20 protein-coding genes are annotated in these 23,579 nt (G+C 63.4%); 13 read left to right on the top strand and 7 right to left on the bottom strand.

Annotated elements, in window-relative coordinates; all coding sequences use genetic code 11:
• Positions 1 to 6: 6 nt before the first annotated feature.
• Positions 7 to 1,380: an MFS transporter gene (locus tag D8M36_RS09005; protein ID WP_074297982.1), complete on the top strand. Its 1,374-nt coding sequence runs from the start codon at positions 7 to 9 to the stop codon at positions 1,378 to 1,380.
• Positions 1,381 to 1,421: 41 nt separating this feature from the next.
• Here the strand turns inward: D8M36_RS09005 and D8M36_RS09000 are convergent, their stop codons facing one another.
• From D8M36_RS09000 to D8M36_RS08985, 4 genes are read right to left on the bottom strand one after another with little or no spacing between them, the layout of a single operon-like run.
• Positions 1,422 to 2,174 carry an iron ABC transporter ATP-binding protein gene (locus D8M36_RS09000; protein WP_074297980.1) on the bottom strand — a complete coding sequence of 251 codons (753 nt, stop codon included), beginning with the start codon at positions 2,172 to 2,174 and terminating at the stop codon, positions 1,422 to 1,424.
• Complete coding sequence (locus D8M36_RS08995) at positions 2,171 to 3,352, bottom strand: iron chelate uptake ABC transporter family permease subunit (RefSeq protein ID WP_126848372.1); 1,182 nt, start codon at positions 3,350 to 3,352, stop codon at positions 2,171 to 2,173. Before D8M36_RS08995 ends, D8M36_RS09000 begins: the two co-directional genes overlap by 4 nt.
• Complete coding sequence (locus tag D8M36_RS08990) at positions 3,342 to 4,361, bottom strand: ABC transporter permease (protein WP_164497588.1); 1,020 nt, start codon at positions 4,359 to 4,361, stop codon at positions 3,342 to 3,344. The genes D8M36_RS08995 and D8M36_RS08990 overlap by 11 nt, the downstream gene beginning before the upstream one ends.
• A 15-nt stretch (positions 4,362 to 4,376) precedes the next feature.
• Positions 4,377 to 5,378 carry a siderophore ABC transporter substrate-binding protein gene (locus D8M36_RS08985; RefSeq protein ID WP_126848370.1) on the bottom strand — a complete coding sequence of 334 codons (1,002 nt, stop codon included), beginning with the start codon at positions 5,376 to 5,378 and terminating at the stop codon, positions 4,377 to 4,379.
• A 446-nt stretch (positions 5,379 to 5,824) separates the two neighbouring features.
• On the opposite strand from D8M36_RS08985, the gene infC reads away from it, so the two are divergent.
• Genes infC through D8M36_RS08960 form a run of 5 tightly spaced genes read left to right on the top strand, consistent with a single transcriptional unit; the run spans position 5,825 to position 10,020 of the window.
• Complete coding sequence (infC, locus tag D8M36_RS08980) at positions 5,825 to 6,361, top strand: translation initiation factor IF-3 (protein ID WP_317889369.1); 537 nt, start codon at positions 5,825 to 5,827, stop codon at positions 6,359 to 6,361.
• Between the two features lie 30 nt (positions 6,362 to 6,391).
• Positions 6,392 to 6,586, top strand: a complete 195-nt coding sequence (gene rpmI / locus D8M36_RS08975; protein ID WP_055089771.1) for a 50S ribosomal protein L35 — start codon at positions 6,392 to 6,394, stop codon at positions 6,584 to 6,586.
• 49 nt (positions 6,587 to 6,635) lie between these two features.
• The gene (gene rplT / locus D8M36_RS08970; RefSeq protein ID WP_074297975.1) at positions 6,636 to 7,016 is read left to right on the top strand and encodes a 50S ribosomal protein L20; all 381 of its coding nucleotides are present in this window, start codon (positions 6,636 to 6,638) and stop codon (positions 7,014 to 7,016) included.
• Positions 7,017 to 7,024: 8 nt separating this feature from the next.
• Positions 7,025 to 7,900 carry a TrmH family RNA methyltransferase gene (locus D8M36_RS08965; RefSeq protein ID WP_126848368.1) on the top strand — a complete coding sequence of 292 codons (876 nt, stop codon included), beginning with the start codon at positions 7,025 to 7,027 and terminating at the stop codon, positions 7,898 to 7,900.
• Between the two features lie 14 nt (positions 7,901 to 7,914).
• Entirely contained in the window at positions 7,915 to 10,020 is a 2,106-nt protein-coding gene (locus D8M36_RS08960; RefSeq protein WP_126848366.1) for a cytochrome c oxidase assembly protein, read from the top strand.
• On the opposite strand, the gene D8M36_RS08955 is transcribed toward D8M36_RS08960, so the two are convergent.
• Positions 10,008 to 11,396 carry a family 4 glycosyl hydrolase gene (locus tag D8M36_RS08955; RefSeq protein ID WP_126848364.1) on the bottom strand — a complete coding sequence of 463 codons (1,389 nt, stop codon included), beginning with the start codon at positions 11,394 to 11,396 and terminating at the stop codon, positions 10,008 to 10,010. The genes D8M36_RS08960 and D8M36_RS08955 overlap by 13 nt on opposite strands.
• A 163-nt stretch (positions 11,397 to 11,559) precedes the next feature.
• Here D8M36_RS08955 and D8M36_RS08950 point away from each other — a divergent pair, with 163 nt between their 5' ends.
• Positions 11,560 to 12,492 carry a carbohydrate kinase family protein gene (locus D8M36_RS08950; RefSeq protein ID WP_161970245.1) on the top strand — a complete coding sequence of 311 codons (933 nt, stop codon included), beginning with the start codon at positions 11,560 to 11,562 and terminating at the stop codon, positions 12,490 to 12,492.
• 13 nt (positions 12,493 to 12,505) lie between these two features.
• On the opposite strand, the gene D8M36_RS08945 is transcribed toward D8M36_RS08950, so the two are convergent.
• Entirely contained in the window at positions 12,506 to 13,141 is a 636-nt protein-coding gene (locus D8M36_RS08945; protein ID WP_074297964.1) for an MBL fold metallo-hydrolase, read from the bottom strand.
• A 40-nt stretch (positions 13,142 to 13,181) separates the two neighbouring features.
• Complete coding sequence (locus tag D8M36_RS08940) at positions 13,182 to 14,285, bottom strand: S-(hydroxymethyl)mycothiol dehydrogenase (RefSeq protein ID WP_065248174.1); 1,104 nt, start codon at positions 14,283 to 14,285, stop codon at positions 13,182 to 13,184.
• A 263-nt stretch (positions 14,286 to 14,548) separates the two neighbouring features.
• On the opposite strand from D8M36_RS08940, the gene pheS reads away from it, so the two are divergent.
• From pheS to tyrS, 6 genes are all read left to right on the top strand, one after another.
• Complete coding sequence (gene pheS / locus D8M36_RS08935) at positions 14,549 to 15,619, top strand: phenylalanine--tRNA ligase subunit alpha (protein ID WP_065248798.1); 1,071 nt, start codon at positions 14,549 to 14,551, stop codon at positions 15,617 to 15,619.
• A gap of 3 nt (positions 15,620 to 15,622) precedes the next feature.
• Positions 15,623 to 18,214: a phenylalanine--tRNA ligase subunit beta gene (pheT, locus tag D8M36_RS08930; protein ID WP_126848361.1), complete on the top strand. Its 2,592-nt coding sequence runs from the start codon at positions 15,623 to 15,625 to the stop codon at positions 18,212 to 18,214.
• A 210-nt stretch (positions 18,215 to 18,424) separates the two neighbouring features.
• Positions 18,425 to 18,967, top strand: a complete 543-nt coding sequence (locus tag D8M36_RS08925; protein ID WP_065248172.1) for an arginine repressor — start codon at positions 18,425 to 18,427, stop codon at positions 18,965 to 18,967.
• Between the two features lie 44 nt (positions 18,968 to 19,011).
• Positions 19,012 to 20,259 (top strand): argininosuccinate synthase, encoded by a 1,248-nt coding sequence (locus D8M36_RS08920; RefSeq protein WP_126848360.1) that lies wholly within the window; start codon positions 19,012 to 19,014, stop codon positions 20,257 to 20,259.
• Positions 20,259 to 21,725 (top strand): argininosuccinate lyase, encoded by a 1,467-nt coding sequence (argH, locus tag D8M36_RS08915; RefSeq protein WP_126848358.1) that lies wholly within the window; start codon positions 20,259 to 20,261, stop codon positions 21,723 to 21,725. The genes D8M36_RS08920 and argH overlap by 1 nt, the downstream gene beginning before the upstream one ends.
• A gap of 72 nt (positions 21,726 to 21,797) precedes the next feature.
• Entirely contained in the window at positions 21,798 to 23,072 is a 1,275-nt protein-coding gene (gene tyrS, locus D8M36_RS08910) for a tyrosine--tRNA ligase (RefSeq protein ID WP_126848356.1), read from the top strand.
• Positions 23,073 to 23,579 lie beyond the last annotated feature (507 nt).

Raw genomic sequence — 23,579 nt, 5'->3', positions numbered from 1 at the left:
TTTTAGGTGGCTCTTTCCGTATACCGCGACGTGCTCCAGCTCCCCAAGGCGCCGTCCATTTACCTTCTCGGATTCCTTGCGCGCTTCCCGTTCTCGGCAACGGGGCTCGTACTGACCCTCCATACGGTGATGAGCCTCGGCCAGAACTACATGATGGCCGGCTTCGTCGTCACCTCCTCGACTCTCGGTGCAGCGATCTCCGCCCCGTGGCGTGGGCGACTCATGGATACGAAGGGCCTCAAGAGAACACTTATTCCACCGATTATCGTGAACCTCGTGTTCTGGGCGATCGCACCGTTTTTGCCCTTCGCCATTCTGCTCCCCGCAGTTTTTGTCGCGGGCCTCTTCTCGATCCCCGTGTTTTCGATCGTACGCACGTCACTTTCGGTCGTCACCCCCGCGACGATGCGTAAATCAGCTTTCGCGCTCGACTCCGTCATCACCGAGTTCGTGTTCATGCTTGGTCCCGCGGCCGGCACGCTTCTTGTGTTCACGTGGGGGTCGCATGTCGCGATGTGGGTGATCGGCGCCGCCGTCGTGATCGCGGGTATCGGTCTGATGATTGTCGATCCGCCACTCTCGAGCGACGACATCGTGCTTCCCGCCCGCATTCCCGAACCCCTCGAGGTCGCCGAAACCGGCCTTGAACGCTCGCCTGCCGCTGTTGCCGAGCGCATTGCCTACGAAAATACCCAGACGGGCCAGATGATGGCGCTCACCGAGGCCGACCTCGGCGTAAGCGACAGTGAATCCGCGCGGGCCCTCGACGAAGCCCGCTCTCTTGCAAGGAAGCAGCTCCTTTCACTCGGGGGCATCGCCATTCTTGTCGCGACCGTGGTGGGCAGCATTATCCTCGTCGCGGGCGACCTCGGCATCGTCGCCCTCATGGAGGGCCTCGGTCACAAGGACTTCATTGGCCCCGTGATCGCGATCTGGTGCCTCGGAAGTGCGATCGGTGGCCTCGCCTATGGCGCGATGAGCCGCGACATCCACCCGCTGTGGGTGCTGTTCGGTCTTTCGATCGTGACCATGCCGATCGCCCTCGTCTCGAACCTCCCGACGGCATTCATCCTGTGCTTTATTTCAGGGCTCGGAATCGCGCCGAGCATTGCTTCGACGGGCGAAGCGATCTCGCGCCGCGTGCCCGAGATCGCGCGTGGTGAGGCCATGGGTTGGCACGGCAGTGCCATGACGATTGGCTCGAGTCTTGGGAGCCCCCTCGTGGGCATCATTATCGACGTGGGCGGCGCAGGTACGGCGTTCTTTTCCGCCGGCCTCATTGGTCTTGTCGTCGCGGTCGGTGGGCTCGTGGCGATGCGCGTGCATCGCTTGCGCGTGAGGGCGCGCGCAGCGAAAGAACTTGGGATCGAGGCAGCCTGAGCAGGCGTCGGACCGCACCCGTTCCGAGTGGAGGTTCCCGATTAGAAGTAGACCGCAAGCGGCCCGCGAGGGCCATCGACGACATCGACGTCGGTCTTGAACACGCGTGAGAGCGTTTCCCCGCACACAATTTCGGTGGGGGAGCCCTGAACCGTGACCTTGCCGTCGTTCATGGCGATGATGTGATCGGCGTAATGCGCCGCGAAGTTGATGTCGTGCACGACGATCACGATCGTGCGCCCAAGCTCATCGGCGGCCCTGCGGAGCTGTTTCATCATCTGAACGCTGTGCTGCATGTCGAGATTGTTGAGCGGTTCATCGAGCAAAAGGTACTCGGTGTCCTGCGCGAGCACCATCGCCACGTAGGCGCGTTGGCGCTGCCCTCCCGAAAGTTCGTCGAGGAAGCGATTTTCAAGCGGAGTGAGGTTCACGAAGTCGATGGCTTCCGAGACGATGCGCTCATCCTTCTCAGTGAGGCGCCCGCGCGAATAAGGGAAACGGCCGAACGCCACGAGTTGACGAACGGTCAGTCGCGTAACGAAATGGTTTTCCTGGCGGAGAATCGCGAGCATTGTGGAAACCTCACGCGAGGGCATCGCCGCCATGTCGTGACCGTCGATCGTGATCGTGCCCGAATCCGCCTCGAGGAGCCTCCCCATCATCGTGAGGAGGGTCGACTTGCCCGCGCCGTTCGGTCCCACGAGCGCCGTGAGGCCGCTCGGAATCTCGGCGTTGACGGGGCCGATCTGGACGCCCTGGCCGTAGCGTTTCGTGAGGTTCTCGATGCGAATCACAGGCGCCCCTTTCGGAGGATGAACAGCAAGAAGGCGAGCCCGCCGATGAGCTCGATGATGACGGTGACCGCGCCCTGCGCGTTAAAGATGTGCCGGAGGATGAAGTAGGCGAGCGTCATGACGTCGTAGCCGATGAGGATCGCCGCGGGAAACAGGAGCCGGTGGTCATAGGTGTCGGTGAGCTGGTAGGTGAGGGCGGCGATGAGGAAGCCGAGGAAGGTCATAGGGCCGACGAGCGAGGTCGTCATCGCCATGAGAATCGAGACGAGCAGAAGCACGAGGATCGTTGCGCGCTTGTGGTGAACGCCGAGGTTGGTCGCTGTTTCGCGGCCGAGGGCGAGGACGTTGAGGCGTGCCGAACAGGCGTACAGCAGCGCTGCGGTGAGCGCGACGATCGGGATCACGAACGGGAGGTGGTCGAGATCGGCGTTTGAGATATTGCCGAACATGCGGGTGGTGAGGATGTCGAAGTCGCTCGGATCAAGCAGCCGCTGCATAAACGTGGAGAGCGAGCCCAGACCGCCGCCGAGGATGATTCCCACGAGGAGCATGACGTGAATGCTGCCCGTCTTGGAGTTGAGTAGCCAGCCGTATAAAAGCCCGGAGAAACCCACCATGAGGGCCGCCATAAGGAAGAACTGCCCGGTACCCGTGAGCTGTGTGATCCCCGCCGCGCCAAGGAAAAACACCGCTGATGTGTGCAAAAGGACGTACAGTGACTCGAAGCCCATGATCGAGGGCGTGATGATGCGGTTTGCCGTCGCCGTTTGGAAGGCGATGGTCGCAAATGCCTGGCAGGTGGCGACCACCGCCATGACGATGATCGCACTCGCGCGCATCGTCGCGATCCGCCAGAAACCCTCGCTGCCGAAGGGCAGCGGGTTGTTCCACGCCACGATGCCGGTGGTCGTGAGCGCCGCGATCGTGGCGAGACTCGCGAGCAGGAGTGCGTATCGGGTGCGCGAGGAACGGGTGATGAAGGGGCCGGAGTGTCGTTCGGGAGCGCACGCGCTTACGCGCGCCGGTCCGACGGTTGCCAGAAGATTGGGAATGCCCTTGTGCGCGCGCTGTTCCTGTGCTTTCTCGACGTCGCGAATGTCGGTGACGGTGGCGAGCGAGGGATCCTTGAGAGTTGCCGCGCTCGGGTGGAGGTTGGGCTCGCGAGTGCTATCGTCCACGACGGTTCCTCCTCACGATAAGGACGAGAAAGACTGCTGCGCCGATGATGCCGAGCACGATGCTCACGGGCATCTCGAACGGGGCGATGATCGTGCGTGCGATGAGGTCGCAGACCGTCACGACCCATACCCCGAGCAGCATGACCCAGGGGAGGTTCGAGCGAAGGTCGTCGCCGCGGATCATCGAGATCATGTTCGGGACGATGAGGCCGAGGAAGGGCAGGCGCCCCACGATCACGGTGACGATACCGGTCGCGATCGCGACGAGGAAAACCCCGAGGAACACGACGGCACGGTAGTTGAGACCCACGTTAGTGGCGACGTCCTTGCCGAGGCCGGCAACGGTAAAGCGATCGGCGACGACGAACGCCGCGATGAGCACGAGGAGAACGAGGAAGAGGAGCTCGTAGCGGCCGCGCACGAGGCCCGTGAAGCTTCCGGTGAACCAGATGCCGAGGCTTTGGAGCGTGTCGGTTTCGAGAGCGATGAAGGTCGTAAATGAGCCCACGACGGCGCCGAGCATGATGCCGACGATCGGCACGATCAGGGAACTCTTGAGGCTTACGCGCTCGAGGAACCCAAAAAATACGAGGGTGCCGATAAGCGCGAAGATGATCGCACCGACCATGCGGGGAACGAGCCCTGCCGTAGGGAAGAGGATCATCACGGCTATGAGGCCGAGACTCGCCCACTCGGTCGTGCCCGTCGTGGAGGGCTCGACGAATTTGTTTTGCGTGAGCAGCTGCATGATGAGGCCGCACATCGCCATCGCGCTGCCCGAAAGCACGAGCGCAAGCGTTCGTGGGACGCGCGTGATGAGGAAGATGTCCCATCCACGATCGCCACCCGTGATGTCGTAGACGCCCACGAAAAGTGAGAGCACGAGAAGGGCGAGGGTCGCGAAGAGTGCGACGATCAGGGCGATGCGGTTGCGTCGAGGGCCCGCGAGCGAGGTTCCGCTCGCGGGCCTTCTCCGCTCCGCCGGTGGGGCGGCTTCTGTCACACTCATGCAGTCCTTTGTGCGTCAGCTCTTTTTCGACTCGAGAGCGTCCGCGAAGGTCTCGAGGAATTCCGTGTAGGCCTGGATGTCCTCGGTGATGTAGAAGTTCGAGGGCATGTACACGACGTGACCTTCGGTGATGGCCGTGACGTGCGCGAGGGCTTCAGCGTTCTCGATGAGTTCGGCGGCGGGCTTGTAGCCTTCCTCGTCGGCGGCGACGGCCGCGTCGCGGTCCATGACGATGATCCAGTCGGGGTTCGCGGAGGCGATGGCTTCAAGGGAGACGTCATCGCCCTTGTGATCACTCGTGCCCTCGACTTCGAGCGCGGGTGTGAGGCCCAGCACGGGGAACAGCGGCCCCACGGCTCTGCCGGTCTTCGGCGCCGCATAGTTGATCGTGCCACCCGAGGTGATCACGCCCATGACCGTGTTGTCGGTGGAGTATGCAGCCTTGACGCGCTCGATGGCGGCCTCGAAAGCCTCGATGAGCTTCTGCGCTTCGGTTTCGTGTCCGAGGGTGGCGCCGAGGAGTGTGATCTGGCGCTTGAGCTCGTCGTCGAGCGGTTTCTTCTCAGTGTCGATGTCGGTGTCGACGATAGCGGCGTTCGGCACGAGAGCCTTGATGTCCTCGTAGTACTGCGCGTAGCGCTGGCCATTGAGAACGAGATCGGGGTCGGCAGCGACGAACTGTTCGAGGTCGGGTTCGCGGTGTGATCCCGAATCGAGAATGTTCTCGTCATCCTTGTAGGAAATGCCCTTCGGCATGAGCTGGCGCGGCGCGACGACCAGGTCGACGCCCCATGCCTCGAGGCTGCGGAAGATCCGGTTGTCGGTTGCACCAATGCGTTTCGGTGATACGGGAACGTCCACTTTGCCGCGAGCGTCGGTGACGGTGCGGGTGCCGCTCGCGTCGCTTGACGACCGGGCGTCCTGCTTTGTCGAGTCGCCACTGCACGAGGCGAGGGCGCCCGTGGAGCACGCGGCAAGGGTGAAGAGGCCGAGCTGTCGGCGCGTCATGGACGTCATGGAATCTCTTTTCTGTGTCGTCCTCGGTCGCTCATCGACTGAGGTAAGGCTGACCTATCCTTACAGACATCGACTCGATTATGCAAAGGGGGAGTTTCTTAAATGGTATTGCGTGGTAACGGTGCGCGTGTGAGTGGGGCTGCGAAGGCGCTGCTGCCGTCGGACCTGTAAGGCCTGCCACATGGTGATGGCGCCCCCTTCCCGCGAGCTCGTCACGCTGCTAGAGTTGTCGCTTGGAACATTCGCGTTCCCTTACAAGTGGAGCCCACTCCCACCCGAGCGGCCGAGGCTGCCGGGTCAGTACGAGACTCACGCACCCTCGCGTGAGTTGGGCCTCCGCATGCACGGGGGCCTTTTTTGTTGTTCCAGGCATTTCTATTGTGTGAGGAGCAGTCATCAGCGAACAGCGAATCAACGGGCAGATCCGCTCGCCCAAGGTCCTTCTCGTGGGACCCAACGGCGAACAGGTCGGGGAAGTCCGTATCGAAGACGCGTTGCGTCTCGCAAACGAAGCCGATCTCGACCTCGTCGAGGTTGCTCCGGGTGCGAAGCCGCCGGTCGCACGCCTCATGGACTACGGAAAGTTCAAGTATGAAGCGAAGCTCAAGGCTCGCGAGGCGCGCAAGAACCAGGTCAATGCCCAGCAGAAGGAAATCCGCATGGGCCTCAAGATTGACACGCACGATTACGAGACCAAGAAGCGCAACGTCGAGAAGTTCCTCAACGGTGGCGACAAGGTCAAGGTCATGATTCGATTCCGTGGCCGCGAGCAGTCGCGCCCCGAGATGGGCATGAAGCTTATGCAGCGCATGGCTGAAGATGTCGCCGAATCAGGCTTCGTTGAATCGCATCCGCGCGTCGACGGCCGCACGATGGTCATGGTGCTCGGCCCGCACAAGAAGAAGTCCCAGGCTCGCGCCGAAGCCCGCAAGCGTAAGAGCGACGCGGAAAAGGCCGCAGCGAAGGAAGCCAGCGCCAAGTAAGGCGCGTCAACCAGAAGGAGAACAGGCACTATGCCGAAGAACAAGACGCACTCCGGTGCGAAGAAGCGCATCCGCATCACCGGCTCCGGCAAGCTGCAGCGCCAGCGCGCAAACGCGTACCACAAGGCCGAGGCCAAGACCTCGCGCCACCAGCGCCGCCTCGCCGGCGTCGCCGACGTTGCCAAGAGCGACGTCAAGAACCTCAAGCGCATGCTTGGCCGCTGATTTTTCAGCATCCACTTAAGACTTTTCATTTCGACCAAAGGAGAATCACGTGGCACGCGTGAAGAGGGCGGTCAACGCCAAGAAGAAGCGCAGGGAGATCCTCGATCAGGCCTCCGGTTACGGCGGCCAGCGCTCGCGCCTTTACCGTAAGGCGAAGGAGCAGGTGCTCCACTCGGGTACCTACAGCTACCGCGACCGCAAGGTCCGCAAGAGCGACTTCCGTCGCCTCTGGATCCAGCGCATCAACGCTGCGGCTCGCGCCAACGGCATGACCTACAACCGCTTCATCCAGGGCCTCGGCCTTGCCGGTGTTGAGGTTGATCGCCGCATGCTCGCCGAGCTCGCCGTGAGCGACTCGGCCGCTTTCGCCCAGCTCGTGGAAATCGCGAAGAACGCCCTCCCGAAGGACGTCAACGCCCCGGCAGCCTGACCTGCCCCATGACATATTCTGAGCGCCCGGAGGGTGCGATGCTGACGCCGCGCAGTGCGCGAGTCGCGAAGATCGCCGCCCTTTCCGGGCGCTCAGTGCGTCAACGTGAGGGCCGCTTTCGCGTGGAAGGCCCGCAAGCGGTGCGCGCCCTTCTCGAACGGGAAGTTCGGGAGAAGTCCGAGGGCCGCTCCGGCATCCTCGAGGAGCTCTATCTCACCGACAAGGTGCGGATCGCACACCCCGAGCTCGAGCACCTCGCCGAGCGCGTGAGTATTCGCCCACGCCCCGCTACGCCCGAGGTGATCGAGGCGATGGTTCGCGAGCAGGGGCACCAGAGCGTCGCGCACCCTCAGGGCGCGATCGCCGTCGCGCGAAGTCTCGAGCTCGACTGGCGCGACCTGCTCGACGACCTGGGAGAAGGCCCCTGCACAATCGTCGTGTGCGAGCGTCTTCAGGACCCGGGTAACGCGGGGCTCGTCATGCGCACGTCCGACGCTTCCGGAGCCCACGCCGTCTTCTTCTCCGAAGGCTCTGCCGATCCGCTCGCCCCCAAGGTCGTGCGCGCGAGTGCAGGAAGCCTGTTCCAAGTGCCGTTCGCCCGCAGAGTGCCCATGGAGGAGTTCCTCGGCGAACTTCGCGCACGAGGCATCGCGACGGCAGCAACCAGTCCCCGCGGCGCCGAAAACCTCTTTGAATGGGAACCACCTGAGCGCCTTGCTTGGCTCATGGGCAACGAAGCGCACGGGCTCGAGGAAGCGACTCTCGAGGCCGCCGATTCACGGGTCGCCATCCCCATCTTCGGAAGCGCCGAATCTCTGAACCTCGCGACCGCAGCGACACTGTGCCTCTTTGAATCGGCGCGCACACGGGCGGGTGCCAGGTGAAAAGTCTTTCGCGCGTGCTCCTCCCGCTCAGTGCCCTCGTAGTGATCGCCGGAGGACTCGCTGGAATCCTTGGCCTTGCAGTGACGGGCGAGAGTAACGGCCTCCTCGCGAGTCATTTCGGGACGCTCACGAACAATCTCATTGTGATCGTGAAGGTGGGCGAGTATCTCGCCCTTTCCCTCGCTTTCGGCTATGCACTCACGCTGAGTCTTTTCCAACCCGGACGTGGCCGCACGCGTGGGCACGCCAGCCCACCTCTCACCGATGAGCAGAACCGTCAAAGGCGACTCGCTGCCCGGTTCACTCTCGGCTACGCCTTTCTCCTCACACTCGGCACCTACCTCACGTACGCGAATGCTCGAGCCTCGTTTTCGCCCGCGCAGCTTGGCTACTTCGTGTGGAAAACCGACCTTGGCCGCGCAACTGTGTGGGCGCTTGTGTTCGCGATCCTTGCCGTCGTGATCGGTGCCTTTTCGAGGCGGCTTCGCGGGGCGGGGTGGCTCACCGCGATGCTCGCGCTCAGCGTCGTTGCCCTCGGCTTCCTCGGGCACGCGGGAAACTCCACTGACCATCTCAACGCCGTGAATGCGATGATCGCCCACCTCCTCGGCGTCCTCACGTGGCTCGGCCCTCTTCTCGTGTTCCTCACAGAAGCGCACCGTACCGATACGGCCACCCTGAAGATCTGGCTTGAGCGCTACTCACCGTGGGCGCTCTTTGCGATTTTTGCGCTCGCTTACTCAGGCATCATCAACGCGGCAATTCGCCTCGATACCCCCACGCAATTCGTGACTACCCGTTACGGGTGGCTGGTTCTCCTCAAGGCCATCCTCACGGTCGTGATCGCCGCATTCGGCTACGCGCAAAGGCGCCGCGTTCTCGAACCTCTCGCGGATGCTCACGCTGATCGCACGCGCGGCACCGAGGCGCAGGCAACCGTCGGAACTCACAGTGGCCGTGCCGGACGCACTCACCAACTTGATCACCGCGGTTCTAACCCCCGCCGAGCGTTCGCGCGAATCGCTCGAGTGGAAGTGCTCACCGCCGCCGTCATCATCGGCGCCTCGAGCGCGCTTGGACGTTCTCAGCCGCCCGTGCCCCAGTACGTTCCGCGCGAGGCCTATCGCGTGCTCTCCCTTGTGGGCTACGAGCCTCCGCGCGGCGAGTACACGCTCCTCAGTCTCATTACCGTGTGGCAGATGGACTGGATGTTCACGGCCATCGCCGCGCTCTTCGCACTCCTGTACCTCGCGGGGCTTTACCGTCTGCGGGCTCGCGGCGACGAATGGCCCCTCTCGCGCACCCTCTTCTGGCTCGCTGGTTGCCTCGCCCTCTTCTGGGTCATGAGTGGGGGCGCCGCGGCGTTCGGGCGTGTGCGCTTCGATGCGCACATGACCCAACACATGGCACTCATGGTCATCGTGCCTCCGCTGCTCGTGCTTGGCGCGCCCGTCACGATGCTCAGTCGCGCTGCGAAACCCCGCACCGACGGTTCACGCGGCATGCGTGAATGGGTGCTCGCGATCCTCCACACGCGCTACTCCGCCATCGTGTCGAGTCCGCCCATTGCTGGTTTCCTCTTCGCGGGATCTCTCGTGCTGTTCTACTTCACGCCCCTCTTCACGTGGGCGATGTTCGAGCACGTGGGGCACCTGCTCATGACCGTGCACTTCGTGCTCGCGGGCTACCTGTTCGCGTGGGTCATCATCGGTATCGACCCGGCACACAAACCAATCAGCCCCGTGCTTAAGCTCGTCACCCTCCTCGTGACCCTCACATTCCACGCCTTTTTCGGGATCGCTGTCGTGAGCGCCACGTGGCTTATCGGCGGGGAGTGGTACACACTCCTCGATCTTTTCCCGCGCGCCGAACTCGAGCGTCAGCAATTTGCGGGCGGCTCAATCATGTGGGGCATCAGTGAGGTCCCCACGGCGTTTTACGCTCTTATCGCGGGGATTCAATGGTCACGGAGCGAAGAGCGCGCCGCCCGCAATTACGACCGAAAGGCCGAGCGCGATGGCGGCGCGGAGCTCGAAAACTACAACGCCTACCTGCGCTCCCTTCACCACGGTGAGGAAGCACAGGCAGGCGTTCACGAAGGTCCCGTTCAGCGGAGGTAGGAGAGGTCCTCGGCGAAACTCTCTTTGGCTTTCGCGAAAAGTTCGCGTGCGACTCCCACGCCGTCCACAAGAGGATGCGCGAAGAAGGCCTCGACCGCGAGATCGGCACTTCCTTCACGCGAGGCCGCAATCACGGTGCGCTCGGCGTTCTTGACCTCGGTCACGAGTGCGAGCTGGTGGCCCGAAAGTGGTGTGACCTCGAGGGGGGTAGCGCCGTTCGCGTCAATGCGGCACGGTGCTTCCACAACGGCATCGTCCGGCAGCGAGGGGATGCGGCCCCTGTTGGGCGTATTCACGATGAGCTCGGTTGCCTCGTCGAAGGCGAGGGCCTTCATGACGGCGAGGGCAACGCGATCGTAACCGCCCGATTCGATGTCAGCCGCCTCGCGCTCAATCCCGCCCGCAGCTTCGCGATTGGTCGCCATGTAGGTTTCCTCGCGCTCCTCGCGCGTGCGGTTCCACGCCTCGAAAGCCGCGTGCCCATCGAGGGAAGCGGCCTCGCGGTAAAACTCCGCCTGCTGACTCGCGAGGAAAATGCCGCGGGTGGCTTCCGCACGGTCGTCGGCGAGCCTCGCCTCGCGCGCGTAATAGTAGTAGTGCAGGTATTCGTTCGGCAGGGCACCGATGTGTTGGACCCACTTAGCCCCGAAGAGCTTGCCTTCTTCGAAGGATTCGATGAGGTCGGGGCGTTCAAGAACGGTGGGGAGAACGTCGCGGCCGTTCACGAGGATGCGGTGTACCCAGCCGAGGTGGTTGAGGCCGAGGTAGTCGATGTGCACGGGCCCGCCGGTCTCGAAGATGCGGGCGCTTGTGCCCCGGTCGACCTCGCCGGCTTCTTCGAGTGCCGTGAGGGCGTGGCGGGCAAGACCCACGGGCGAGTCGCAAATGCCGATCACGCGGTCGCCGAGGATCTCGCTCGAGACCTCCGTGATGATTCCCGCGGGGTTCGTGAAGTTAATGAGATAGGCGTTCGGGGCTTCCTCACGGATGGCCTCCGCAATCGCCCGCGCCACGGGAATGCCGCGCAACGCATAACTGAGTCCACCGAAGCCGGTCGTCTCCTGGCCGAGCACACCGCAGGCGTGAGCGATGCGTTCATCCTCCGCGCGGCCGTCGGTTCCCCCCACGCGGATCGCGCTGAAAACAAAGTCGGAATCGCGCACAGCATCGCGAAGGTCGGTGGCCACACGCACGCTTGGAGCGTGGGGGACGGACTCGGTCATCGCGCGCACGATGCGCTCCATGGTGTGAAGGCGCTCCTGGTTCTCATCCCATAGAGTGAGGGCTCGCACCCGCTGTTCGGAGCTGTCCTTGAGAAGCGTGCGCACCATGAGCGGGACGCGGAAGCCCCCTCCACCGAGCAGCGTGAGTTTCATGAGAGTTCCTCCTCGTAGAGTCTGTGAACGGTGCGAGAGTATTTCGCATTCCTTTGACGGGCGCCCGTGCGCGCCCTAGCCTTTTTACGTGATGAACCTGAACCAAGGCCCAACCTGCACTGATGCGGCCACTTCGACCATATCCCCTCGAGACCTCGCGTGTGTGGGACCCGTGTTCCTCGATGTGCTCTTTACTCCCTTTGCCCAGCTGCCTCGACTTGGCGAGGAATGCCATACGGAGTCGGTTGCCCTCGCGGTGGGAGGCGCGGCGAACGTCGCACGTGCTGCCGCGGCACTGGGGATGGACGTCACGCTTGCAACGGAGCTAGGCGATGGGCCCATCACTCAGCTCGTGAAGCCCATGCTCGAAGCCGATGGGGTGGGGCTCGGGGCGAGCGTGACGCTCGAAGGCTGGGATGTCCCGTGCACCGCGGCGATCCCGCACGAGGGCGATCGCATGTTTTACACGGGAGGCCTCCCGAGCGCGCCGCTTGCCACGACAAAGCGCGTTCTCTCCGAGCAAGCGCGCCACCTCACGGTCTCGCTCGAGCGCGAGGACATGCCTCTGCTCGCGGGGGAGCGGGAGCGTGGCACGCGGATTTGGGCCGACGTTGGCCACGACGACTCGGGCGCGTGGGACCCGGCGATTCTTCGCCACCTGGAGCACTGCTACGCCTTTTGCCCGAATGATGAGGAGGCCACGCGCTACACCCGTACGAATGGCGCGCTCGATGCGGCGCGCGTGCTTGCCGAGCGCGTCGAGCTCGTGGTGGTCTCGCGCGGGCGCGAAGGGCTCGTGGCGATCGACTCGGGGCGTGGCGAGGTTCTTGAGAGGCCCGGTTTCATCGTGGAGCGCGCGAATGCCACGGGAGCGGGGGACACGCTTGTGGCAGCGCTCGTGACCGCGATTGCTGCGGGGCGCGCGCTCGGGGATGCTCTTGACTTTGCACAGCTTGTGGCAGCGGCGCGAGTAGCCGGTGCGGCTGCGCAGGGGATGCCGCCAGGGCGCGAGGCGCTCAGCGCCTTCGCGAGCCAATACGGGGAGAAAGAACAAGAGCTGGTCGAGGAGACCCTCGACCAGCTCTCATCGCGATAGGCGCGGCGCTCTTTTAAAGCCAGTCGCCCTTCGCGCGCTCGCGCTCCGCACCGATCGTCGTATCCGGGCCATGGCCCGTGTGCACGATCGTCGAGTCCTCGAGCGTGAAGAGTTTCTCGCGGATGCTGTCCTCGATTTGCCCGCGGTCGCTGTACGAGCGGCCGGTGGCGCCAGGGCCCCCCTCAAAGAGCGTGTCGCCAGAGAAGAGCTGATCGGGATCGCCTTCGGTGGTGCTGCGCAGGAGGTAGCACACCGAGCCGGGGGAGTGACCCGGCGTGTGGATCACCTCGAGCTCGCGGTCCGCGATGCTGAAGGCGTCGCCATCCGAAAGATCGGCGTCCCACTCGAGGTCGCCGTGCGTGAGCGACCAGAGTTTCTTGTCGTCGGGGTGCAGGAGCATGGGCGCTTGGAAACGCTCGGCGAGTTCGGGGGCGAAGCGCGAGTGGTCGTCGTGGGCGTGCGTAAGAAGGATCGCGAGGAGCGTGCGGCCGCCCACGAGCTTGTCGATGGTCTCGATGCTGTGGGGTGCGTCGATCACGACACAGTCTTCCGCATTGCCGATCACCCACACGTTGTTTTCAACGTCGTGAGTTTCCCCGTCGAGGGTGAACGTGCCTTCTGCAACGGCATGGTCAATCCGGAGGTTCATGGTGAAGTCCTTTTCTCTCGTGTGTGCAGAGCGGGTGGGCTTAGGCCTGCGGGATTTCGACGACGCTCCGGAGGATGTCTCCGCCCTTCATGCGCTCGAATGCACCCTCGACGTCGTCGAGAGCGATGCGTTCGGTGACGAACTCGTCGAGCGGGAGGCGGCCCTGCGCGAAGAGGTCCGCGAGGTAGGGGAAGTCGCGCTCGGGCAGGCAGTCGCCGTACCACGAGCTCTTGAGTGCGCCGCCGCGGCTGAAAACGTCGATGAGCGGAAGCGTGATTTCTGCCTTCGGGTTGGGGACGCCTACGAGAACGACGCGGCCGGCGAGGTCGCGGCCGTAGAACGCGGCGGTGTAGGTAGCGGGGATGCCAACGGCGTCCACGACAACATCGGCACCAAAACCGCCCGTGAGTTCCCGGATCTTTTCGGCGACCTCTTCGGGCTCGAGGCCCTCCGTGGCAACCGTGTGCGTCGCACCGAGAGCACGGGCCTTGTCAAACTTCTTATCGTTGAGGTCGAGGACGATGATGGTGGTCGCCCCGCCGAGCTTCGCACCGGCAACGGCGGCAAGGCCGACGCCACCCGCGCCGATCACCGCGACGGACTCTCCGCGCTGGACTTCGCCCGTATTGAGCGTCGCACCGATCCCGGCCATGACGCCGCAGCCAAGGAGGCCGACGGCTGCTGCATCCGCATCGGGGTCCACCTTCGTGCACTGAAGTTCGTGCACGAGGGTCTTCTCGGCGAAGGCGCCGATGCCGAGGGCGGCGGTGAGTTCGGTGCCGTCCTCGAGGGTCATGGGCTTCGAAGCGTTGAACGTATCGAAGCAGTACTTCGGCTCGCCTTTTTTACACGCGCGGCACTGACCGCACACGGCGCGCCAGTTGAGGATCACGGTGTCACCCACCTCGACGTGCGTGACGTCTTTTCCGATTTCACTCACAACAGCGGTGGCTTCGTGACCGAGGAGGAAGGGGTAGTCATCGTTGATGTCGCCGTTGCGGTAGGCGAGGTCGGTGTGGCACACGCCGCATGTTTTGATGTCGACGATGACGTCGCGCGGGCCGGGCTCGGGGATCGTGATGTCAACGAGCTTTGCCGGATCATTCGCGGCGAAGGACACGAGGCCCTGAACTGTCGTGGTCATGTGAGGAGCCTTTCTTTTCGAACGCTGGACCTATGTGGGTGCAGCGGCGCTGAGGCCATACGGCCTGCAGGCACATGTGCCGCGCATCGAGCGCGTACGACCCCCACCGTATCCTGCACGTATCATTGCAAGTGCAAAAAGCATGCACCCACGCGAGGCCCCTCGAGGACCGATGTGATCGTGCGATCGAGCGCGGGCGTGCGCGTGCCGTGTCAACGTGAGGATGTGGTGAATTCGTGTCAGATGTGACGAACAGTGTGGACATGAGCGAGGAGGCGATCGCGCGCGCGGTCGATTCCGCGCTCGCCGCGATTGCGGAGGCCACAACGTCGGCGGAAATCAAGCAGGTGCGCATTGCCCACGTGGGGGACGATTCCCCGCTTTCGCGCGCGAATCGCGGTATTAAGGATCTGCCGAAGGAGCAGAAGGCTGCGGCCGGTAAGCTCATCGGCGGTTCGAAGGGGCGCGTGCAGCAGGCGCTCGCAGCGCGCTCAAAGGAGATCGCCGAAAAGGAAGAGGCCGAGGCTCTCGCGAAGGATCGCGTGGATGTCACGACCGCCGTTGATCGGCTTCCGCGCGGTGCACGCCACCCGCTCGGGATCCTCCAAGACCGTATCGCCGACGTGTTCGTGGGGCTCGGGTGGGAGATCGCCGAAGGCCCCGAGATCGAAGCTGAATGGTTTAACTTCGACGCGCTGAACTTCGATGAAGATCACCCCGCGCGTCAGATGCAGGACACGTTTTACGTCGCTCCCGAAGGCAGCGGACAGGTGCTGCGCACGCACACCTCTCCCGTCCAGGCGCGCACCCTTCTCGAACGCGGCGTCCCGCTCTACATCGCATGCCCCGGCAAGGTGTTCCGTACCGATGAGCTCGATGCGACCCATGCACCCGTGTTCAATCAGGTCGAAGGTCTCGCGATCGATCGCGACCTCACGATGGCGGATCTCGTGGGAACGCTCGACAAGGTTGCCGAGGCGCTCTTCGGCGGTAAGCCGATCACGCGCCTTCGCCCCTCGTACTTCCCCTTCACCGAGCCGAGCGCTGAGATGGACTTCCGCTGTTTCAAGTGCGAAGCCAAGAATGGACTTGAGGCCGATGCTGATCCATCGTGCCGCGTGTGTAGCGGTACCGGCTGGATCGAGATGGGCGGCTGCGGCATGGTGAATCCCGCCGTGTTGCGCGCGTGCGGGGTTGACCCGCATGAGTACCGCGGCTTTGCGTTCGGTCTCGGAATCGAGCGCATTCTCATGCTCCGCAATTCAGTGACCGACATGCACGACATCGTGGAGGGCGACGTGCGCTTCTCCCAGCACTACGGAACGGAGATCTGAGCAATGCCCCGCATTCCCCTTTCATGGCTCGGCGAACACGTTGAGCTCGCCGATGGCGCTAACGCCGAGGCTGTCGCAGCCTCGCTCGTCTCCGTCGGCCTCGAAGAAGAAGGTATCTTCGGCGCTCAGGTGACGGGCCCCCTCGTGGTGGGTCGCGTTCTGAATCTCGTCAAGGAGACCCACAAGAACGGCAAGACCGTCAACTGGTGCCGCGTGGATGTTGGTCCCGAGCACAATGACGACAAGGACAACCCGAAGGACCCGCAGCCGGGCGACGAGGTTCCAAGCCGCGGCATCATTTGCGGCGCGCACAATTTCGTGGAGGGCGACCTGGTTGTAGTTTCTCTTCCCGGGACCGTTCTGCCTGGAAACTTCGAGATTGCCGCGCGCAAGACCTACGGTCACGTGTCCGACGGCATGATCTGCTCCACCGAGGAACTGGGGCTCGGAGAGGATACCGAGGACGGCATCATCGTTCTCGGCAAGGGTATTGCCGAGGGGATCGAGGCGAAGCCCGGCGATGATGCGATCGCCTTGTTCGGCCTCGACGAGGAGGTCGTGGAGATCAATGTGACTCCCGATCGCGGCTACTGCTTCTCCATGCGAGGCGTTGCGCGCGAGTATTCGCACGCCACCGGCCGAGCCTTTACGGATCCGGCACTTGCGATCGAGGTGCCCGAGGCAACCGGCGGGGGCTTCGAGGTCCTGCTCGAGGATGATGCGCCCATCCGTGGCAACGTAGGAGCGACGTCATACGTAGCGCAATGTGTGAGGGGCGTTGATACCTCAGCTCCGAGCCCTCGGTGGATGCAGCAGCGACTCACGCTTGCGGGCATGCGCCCGATTTCGCTCATCGTCGATGTCGGCAATTACGTCATGCTCGACCTTGGCCAGCCGCTGCACATGTTCGATGCCGCCAAGCTCACCGCACCGATCGTCGTACGCCGTGCGAAGGAGGGCGAGAAACTCGCGACCCTCGACGACAAGACCCGAAAGCTTCACGTCGAAGACCTCGTGGTTGCGGATTCAACGGGTGGCCACGGTGCACGCGCCGTCGCGCTCGCGGGCGTCATGGGCGGAAGCGAAACCGAGGTTGACGAAAACACCGCCGACGTCGTGATCGAAGCCGCGCATTTCGATCCGACGACCCAGGCCCGCACTGCACGCCGACACAAGCTCGTGTCAGAGGCCGGCAAGCGCGGCGAACGCGGGGTTGATCCCGAGCTCGTTGAGGTGGCGGCGTACCGGGCGGCCCAGTTACTCGTTGAATATGGCGGTGGAACGCTGGATTCGGCGCGCACCCATGCGCGCGCGGGCGAAAGCGCACCGGTGGAGATCGCCCTTCCGCTCGACTACGCCGAGCGCGTTGTGGGCGTTGACTACACGCGAGACCAGGTGGTGGGGTCGCTCGAGAAGATCGGCTGCACCGTGACTGCCGGCAAGGATGATGGCGAGGGTGAGACCCTCGCGGTTCTTCCGCCCACGTGGCGCGGTGACCTGCGTATCCCCGAAGATCTCGTCGAGGAGATCGCGCGACTTGAGGGTTATGACGCGATTCCGTCGAGGCTACCGTCGGCTCCCGGTGGGCGTGGCCTGACCCGCGCCCAGCGCTCACGGCGCGCCGTAGCTAATGCCCTTGCCGAGGCGGGCGCAACCGAGGTTGTGAGCTTCCCGTTCACGAACGAGAAGACCTTCTCGAAGCTTCGCCTTCCGGAGGATTCCCCGCTTCGCGAGGCAGTGCGACTTCTCAACCCGCTCGCGGATGACGAGCCGCTCATGCGCACGGCGGTCCTTGAGACCCTGCTCCCGGTCGCCCAGCGGAACCTCGCCCGTGGCGAAGACGCAGTTGCGGTGTTCGAGTTGGGGCTCGTGTTCGAAAAGCGCGGCGAGCGCGTTCCGGTTCCGAGCGCGGCTTCGCGCCCGAGTGATGCCGAGCTTGAAGAGATTGCCACGTCGCTCGCGAAGCAGGATCGGCACGTCGCGCTCGTGGCGGGCGGGCCGATCACCCCGACTGGGCCTCTCACCGAGGCGCGCGCGTGGGATTGGGCCGATGCGATTTCCTTCGCGCGTCGCGTTGCTGCGGCCGCAGGCACCGAGCTCGCGCTCGAGCAAGGTGAATCGAGCGCGTTCCACCCGGGCCGCACGGCGATTCTTTCGACCGTTGAGGGGCTGCGTGTGGGCGTTGCTGGCGAGCTTCACCCCGCGGTCATCAAGGCTTTCGGCCTCCCGAAGCACGCGGCGGCATTCGAGCTCAATCTCGAAGCGGTGATCGACTCCGCTCCGGACGTGGTGCCGTCCGAGCCGATCTCGACCTTCCCGATTGCGAAGGAAGATTTCGCGTTTGTTGTAGATGAGGGCACCCCCGCCGAGGCCGTGCGTGCGGCGCTCATCGTGGGCATTGGCGATGTCGCGGAGGAGGTGCGCCTCTTCGACGAGTACCGCGGCGATCAGGTTGCGGAAGGAAAGAAGTCGCTCGCCTTTGCGGTGCGACTGCGACCCCAAGACAAGACCCTCAAGGGTGCTGAGATCGACGAGATTCGTGCGCGCGCGATCAAGGCGGTTGCCTCTGCCGTTGGTGGTGAGCTGCGCGCATAGTCTGCGCGTTTCTCGCTTCTCACGTTCGGGCCTGGCCCTTCTCTGCTGTGTACAGGGAGAGGCCAGGCCCGAGGTGTATAGTCATGCATGTGATTGCAAATCAATTCGTTTATGTGTGTCGCGCTCGCCTGCGGAAGGGTACCCGGTGGGAGGGTGCGTTTCGTGCCATGGTCGAATGCCCGACGGTAGCCGGGGCGTAAGGAGATGCCGATGAGTGAACAACCGCAGCAGCCCCAAACCAAGATCTCGCGCCAGCGCAAGATCGTCGAAATTCTGGGCCGCACCGAAGTGACCTCGCAAAGTGCCCTGCTCGCGCTCCTCGAAAAAGAGGGCGTGAGCGTCACCCAGGCCACACTCTCGCGCGACCTCGTGGAACTTCGCGCCGAAAAAGTGCGCTCGGGCTCCGGTGCCCTCGTGTACATGCTTCCGCCCGAGGGCGGAGAACGCGTCCACAGCTTGCGTCGCCCACCCTCACAAGAGCACTATGCCGCGAGACTTCAGCGCCTCGCCGAAGAGCTTCTCGTGAGCGCAGAAGTGAGCGGCAACCTCGTTGTCGTGCGCACACCGCCCGGGGCCGCTCAATACCTCGCAAGCGCACTCGATCATTCGGTGCTGCCGTCGATCCTCGGCACGATCGCCGGGGATGACACGATCCTGATCGTCGCACGCGGCGGAGCCGAAGGCCACGAGCTTGCCGCAACTCTGCTCGAGCTGGCCGACGGCCGCCGGGCTGGAGCCGACGACCAGTCCTAAATCCCCGCGTGGCCCCTCACGCCACTCAACCCTAGGAGAAGAAAATGACCGAACGCATTGTTCTCGCCTACTCGGGCGGCCTCGATACCTCCGTCGCTATTGGATGGATCCACGACGCCACGGGTGCCGACGTGATCGCGTGCGCGGTGGACGTTGGCCAGGGAGGGGAAGACCTCGAGGTGATTCGTCAGCGCGCCCTCGACTGCGGCGCGGTGGAAGCCTACGTTGCCGATGCGCGCGACGAGTTTGCGAGCGAGTACTGCATGCCAGCGCTCAAGGCGAATGCCCTGTACATGGATGCCTACCCGGTTGTTTCTGCCCTGTCACGCCCCGTTATTGCCAAGCACCTCGTGAAAGCGGCGAAGAAGTACGGCGCGAGCGCGGTCGCTCACGGCTGCACGGGGAAAGGTAACGATCAGGTGCGCTTCGAGGTGTCGATTACATCGCTCGCGCCCGGCCTCCAGTGCATCGCCCCCGTCCGCGATCTTGCACTCACACGTGACAAGGCGATCGACTACGCGGAGAAGCACAACCTTCCGATCACCACCACGAAGCACAACCCGTTCTCGATCGATCAGAACGTGTGGGGCCGCGCCATTGAGACGGGTTTCCTCGAGGACATCTGGAATGAGCCCACGAAGGACGTCTACAACTACACCGACGATCCAGCGTTCCCACCCGTTGCTGACGAACTCGTGCTCACTTTTGATCACGGTATTCCCGTCGCGATCGATGGCCGAGCCGTGAGCCCGCTCGAGGCGATCCAAGAGATGAATCGACGCGCAGGAGCGCAGGGAATCGGTCGTATCGACATCGTCGAGGACCGACTCGTGGGCATCAAGTCCCGCGAAATCTACGAGGCGCCGGGCGCGATGGCCCTCATTGAAGCGCATCGCGAGCTCGAACGCGTCACGCTCGAGCGTGAACAGGGCCGTTTCAAACGCGAGGTGCAAGACCGCTGGACCGATCTCGTGTACGACGGCCAGTGGTTCAGCCCTCTCAAGCGCTCCCTCGAGGCTTTTATTGAGGAAACGCAGCGCTACGTGAGCGGCGATGTGCGCCTGCGCCTCCACGGCGGTCGCGCCACGGTGACGGGGCGACGCAGCGACGCGAGCCTCTATGACTTCAACCTCGCCACTTACGACGAGGGCGACACCTTCGATCAGTCGCACGCGAAGGGCTTCATCGAGATCTACGGTCTCGGGTCGAAGCAAGCGACCGCACGTGACGAGAAGTTCGGTCACGGCCCCTCGCTCGATCCCGATGCTTCGAACAAGGGTGGGAACGAGTGATGCACGCGGGCGACGCGCCTCAGAAGAGCGAGAAGAGCGAGCACGAGGACGTCGCGGTTGAGCGCGTCGCCCTGTGGGGCGGACGCTTTGCTTCGGGACCAGCTGACGTCATGGCCGCGCTCTCAAAATCCACTGACTTTGACTGGCGTCTCGCGCCTTACGACCTGCGCGGTTCACAAGCGCACGCGCGCGTCCTTGCCCGTGCGGGACTCTTGAGCGAACAGGAGCTGTGCGACATGCTCGCCGCGCTCGAGGAACTCGGTCGGCAGGTGGAGAGCGGGGAGTTTACGCCGCACCTGAGCGACGAAGACGTGCATTCTGCGCTCGAGCGCGGCCTTCTCGAGATCGCCGGACCGTCACTCGGCGGAAAACTCCGTGCGGGGCGTTCACGCAACGATCAGGTTGCCACCCTTGGACGCATGTATATCCGCGACCACGCCCGCGTGATTGCCGCCCTCGCGCTCGATGTTGTCGATGCGCTCATCGAGCAAGCGTCGGACCATCCCGAAGCCCCCATGCCGGGCCGTACCCATCTCCAGCACGCCCAACCCGTGTTGCTCGCCCACCATTTGCTCGCCCACGCGTGGCCGCTTATGCGCGACGTGGAGCGGCTGCGTGACCTGGATGCGCGTGCGGCGATCTCGCCCTACGGCTCCGGCGCACTCGCCGGTTCCTCGCTCGGGCTCGACCCGGAAGCCGTTGCCGAGGAGCTCGGATTTGCGGGAGCGAGCGAGAACTCTATCGACGGTACGGCTTCGCGCGATGTCTACGCCGAATACTCCTGGTGCCTCACGATGCTCGGTGTGGATCTCTCACGGCTCTCCGAAGAGATCATCGTGTGGAACACGAAGGAGTTCGACTTCGTGACGCTTGATGACGCATTCTCGACCGGCTCCTCGATCATGCCGCAAAAGAAGAATCCCGACGTCGCCGAGCTCACGCGTGGCAAGGCGGGGCGCTTCATCGGCGATCTCGCGGGGCTACTCGCGACCCTCAAGGCGATGCCGCTCGCGTATAACCGCGATCTTCAAGAAGACAAGGAGCCGATGTTCGATCAAACGGATCAGCTCGAGCTTCTTTTGCCGGCGTTCGCGGGCATGGTGCGCACCCTGACGTTCAACACTGAACGCATGGCCTACCTCGCGCCGCGGGGCTTTGCCCTCGCGACCGATATCGCCGAATGGCTCGTGCGCCAAGGCGTCCCTTTCCGGGAAGCGCACGAGATTTCGGGCGGATGCGTGCAACGTGCAGAGTCACGCGGCGAGGAACTGTGGGAATTGAGCGACGACGACCTCGCCTCGGTGTCGCCGCACCTCACTCCTGAAGTGCGCGGGGTACTCACCACCCTCGGCTCGATCGATTCCCGATCCTCGAAGGGGGGAACGGGCCGCACGAGCGTTGCGGCGCAACTCGAGAACGCAAAAGTGACGTCGGCCAGCCTAAGGGAGTTCGCCAAGGCGCTTTAGCGCGTGTGCGCTACTGTGGAATGGATGCGCGGCGCATTGTGGCCGCCCCGACGAAAGGAATGGAGACGCACGATGGTCAACATCGTTGACGAGCTTGAATGGCGTGGCCTGCTGGTGAACTCGACCGGTATCGAGGAAATCCGTACCGCAGCACATGAAGGCCCGCTCAAGCTCTATTGCGGCTTCGATCCCACCGCCTCGTCGCTTCACGTCGGCCACCTGACCCAGATCCTCACGATGCGCCGATTCCAGCTCGCGGGCAACAAGCCGTTTGCTCTCGTGGGTGGCGCCACTGGTCTCGTGGGAGATCCCCGCATGTCCGGTGAGCGCAAGATGAACTCGGCCGACATCGTTGCAACGTGGGTTGAATCGCTTCGCGGCCAGATCGAACGCTTCCTCGACCCCGAGGGTGAATTCGGCGTGACGATGGTGAATAACTACGACTGGACGAAGGATCTCAATGTCCTGAGCTTCCTTCGCGACTACGGCTCGCAGTTCCGCATGGGCACGATGCTCTCGAAAGACATTGTCGCCAAGCGTCTCAATTCGGAAGAAGGGCTCAGCTACCTCGAGTTTTCCTACCAGATTCTCCAGGCGATGGACTTCCTCGAACTTTACCGGCGCTACGGCGTGACGCTTCAGTACGGCGGTAATGACCAGTGGGGCAATATCGTTGGTGGCGCGGATCTGATTCGTAAGGTCGAGGGTGTGCAGACCCATGCCCTCACCACCCCGCTCGTGACGAAGGCGGATGGTACGAAATTTGGCAAGAGCGAGGGCGGGGCCGTGTGGCTCGATCCCGAGCTTACGAGCCCGTACGCCTTCCACCAGTTCTGGCTCGGTGCCGACGATCGCGACGTACTCAAATACCTGCGGTTCTTTACGTTCCGCCCCGAGGAGGAACTCGCGGCGGTCGAGACGGCCACGGCTGAGCGTCCGCACGAGCGTGCGGCGCAGAAACTTCTCGCCGACGACATGACCACGCTCGTGCATGGCGAGCAGGCCACTGCGCAAGCGAAGGCGGCGGCATCGGTTCTGTTTGGGCGGGGAGACGTGCGTGAGCTCGACGGCCCGACGGTTGCCGTGATTGCGGGAGAACTCCCGTGCGTAGAGCTTCCTGGCACGGCAAAACTGGTCGAGGCCTACACAGCCACGGAGCTCTTGACCTCAAACGGTGCTGTGCGCAGGGCTCTTAAAGAGGGCGGCCTCTCGGTCAACGGCGAGAAGATTGCCGGCGACGTTGAGGTCCTCGAAACAGAGCTCGGCAGCTACGACGCGCTAGCCGGCGGTTATCTGCTTCTTCGCCGCGGCAAGAAGAACGCCGCAATGGTGAGAATCGTGAGTTGAGCGCTCGGTAAACAGCAGCTGAACACAAGCAAAAGGCGCCCGTTGCCCCTCGTATAGGGGTGGCGGGCGCTTCACTTTGTGGCGGCGGGCACGCGCAAGGCTTCGGGGCTTGACCGGGGATGAGACCTCGCGTAATGTTTTTGTTCGTTGGTTCGAGGAACCGAAGAAATTCGCCCTTGAATCGCGACCGCAAGTGGCCGTCGTGGAGATCGTGCGCGAACCCCGGGTGAGCATCCGGTGAAAAGTGGCGCGGAACACGGCGGGTTAGCTTGACCGGATCGGAAAGGGTTGCTAAACTAGTGACTCGCGCCGAGAGGTCGAGAAAAACTTCCGGTGAACATTAGCTCCTCGTGAGCCCCTGGAGAAGGGGTTCGTGAGGTGTGCGCATGTTGTTTGATATCTCAATAGTGTGTCTGTTTATTGATGCCAATTTTTTTGGCAGGAACATTGAATTTCTTGTTCAATTTCTGGATGGTCAGCGTAATGTTGATTGTTTTGTTTCTGCTG

The sequence above is a fragment of the Dermabacter sp. HSID17554 genome (assembly GCF_003989295.1).
GTDB classification, from domain to species: domain Bacteria; phylum Actinomycetota; class Actinomycetes; order Actinomycetales; family Dermabacteraceae; genus Dermabacter; species Dermabacter vaginalis.
The sequence above is the reverse complement of the archived record's forward strand: the minus strand, read 5'-3'. Positions and strand labels throughout refer to the sequence as shown.

Excerpts from the sequence above, each read along its gene's own strand:
- D8M36_RS08990 (WP_164497588.1), bottom strand. The coding sequence starts at position 4,361 with ATGAGTGTGACAGAAGCCGCCCCACCGGCGGAGCGGAGAAGGCCCGCG.
- D8M36_RS08985 (WP_126848370.1), bottom strand. The coding sequence starts at position 5,378 with ATGACGTCCATGACGCGCCGACAGCTCGGCCTCTTCACCCTTGCCGCG.
- rpmI (WP_055089771.1), top strand. The coding sequence starts at position 6,392 with ATGCCGAAGAACAAGACGCACTCCGGTGCGAAGAAGCGCATCCGCATC.
- D8M36_RS08965 (WP_126848368.1), top strand. The coding sequence starts at position 7,025 with ATGACATATTCTGAGCGCCCGGAGGGTGCGATGCTGACGCCGCGCAGT.
- D8M36_RS08955 (WP_126848364.1), bottom strand. The coding sequence starts at position 11,396 with ATGAAACTCACGCTGCTCGGTGGAGGGGGCTTCCGCGTCCCGCTCATG.
- D8M36_RS08945 (WP_074297964.1), bottom strand. The coding sequence starts at position 13,141 with ATGAACCTCCGGATTGACCATGCCGTTGCAGAAGGCACGTTCACCCTC.
- D8M36_RS08940 (WP_065248174.1), bottom strand. The coding sequence starts at position 14,285 with ATGACCACGACAGTTCAGGGCCTCGTGTCCTTCGCCGCGAATGATCCG.
- pheS (WP_065248798.1), top strand. The coding sequence starts at position 14,549 with ATGAGCGAGGAGGCGATCGCGCGCGCGGTCGATTCCGCGCTCGCCGCG.
- pheT (WP_126848361.1), top strand. The coding sequence starts at position 15,623 with ATGCCCCGCATTCCCCTTTCATGGCTCGGCGAACACGTTGAGCTCGCC.
- D8M36_RS08925 (WP_065248172.1), top strand. The coding sequence starts at position 18,425 with ATGAGTGAACAACCGCAGCAGCCCCAAACCAAGATCTCGCGCCAGCGC.
- D8M36_RS08920 (WP_126848360.1), top strand. The coding sequence starts at position 19,012 with ATGACCGAACGCATTGTTCTCGCCTACTCGGGCGGCCTCGATACCTCC.
- argH (WP_126848358.1), top strand. The coding sequence starts at position 20,259 with ATGCACGCGGGCGACGCGCCTCAGAAGAGCGAGAAGAGCGAGCACGAG.
- tyrS (WP_126848356.1), top strand. The coding sequence starts at position 21,798 with ATGGTCAACATCGTTGACGAGCTTGAATGGCGTGGCCTGCTGGTGAAC.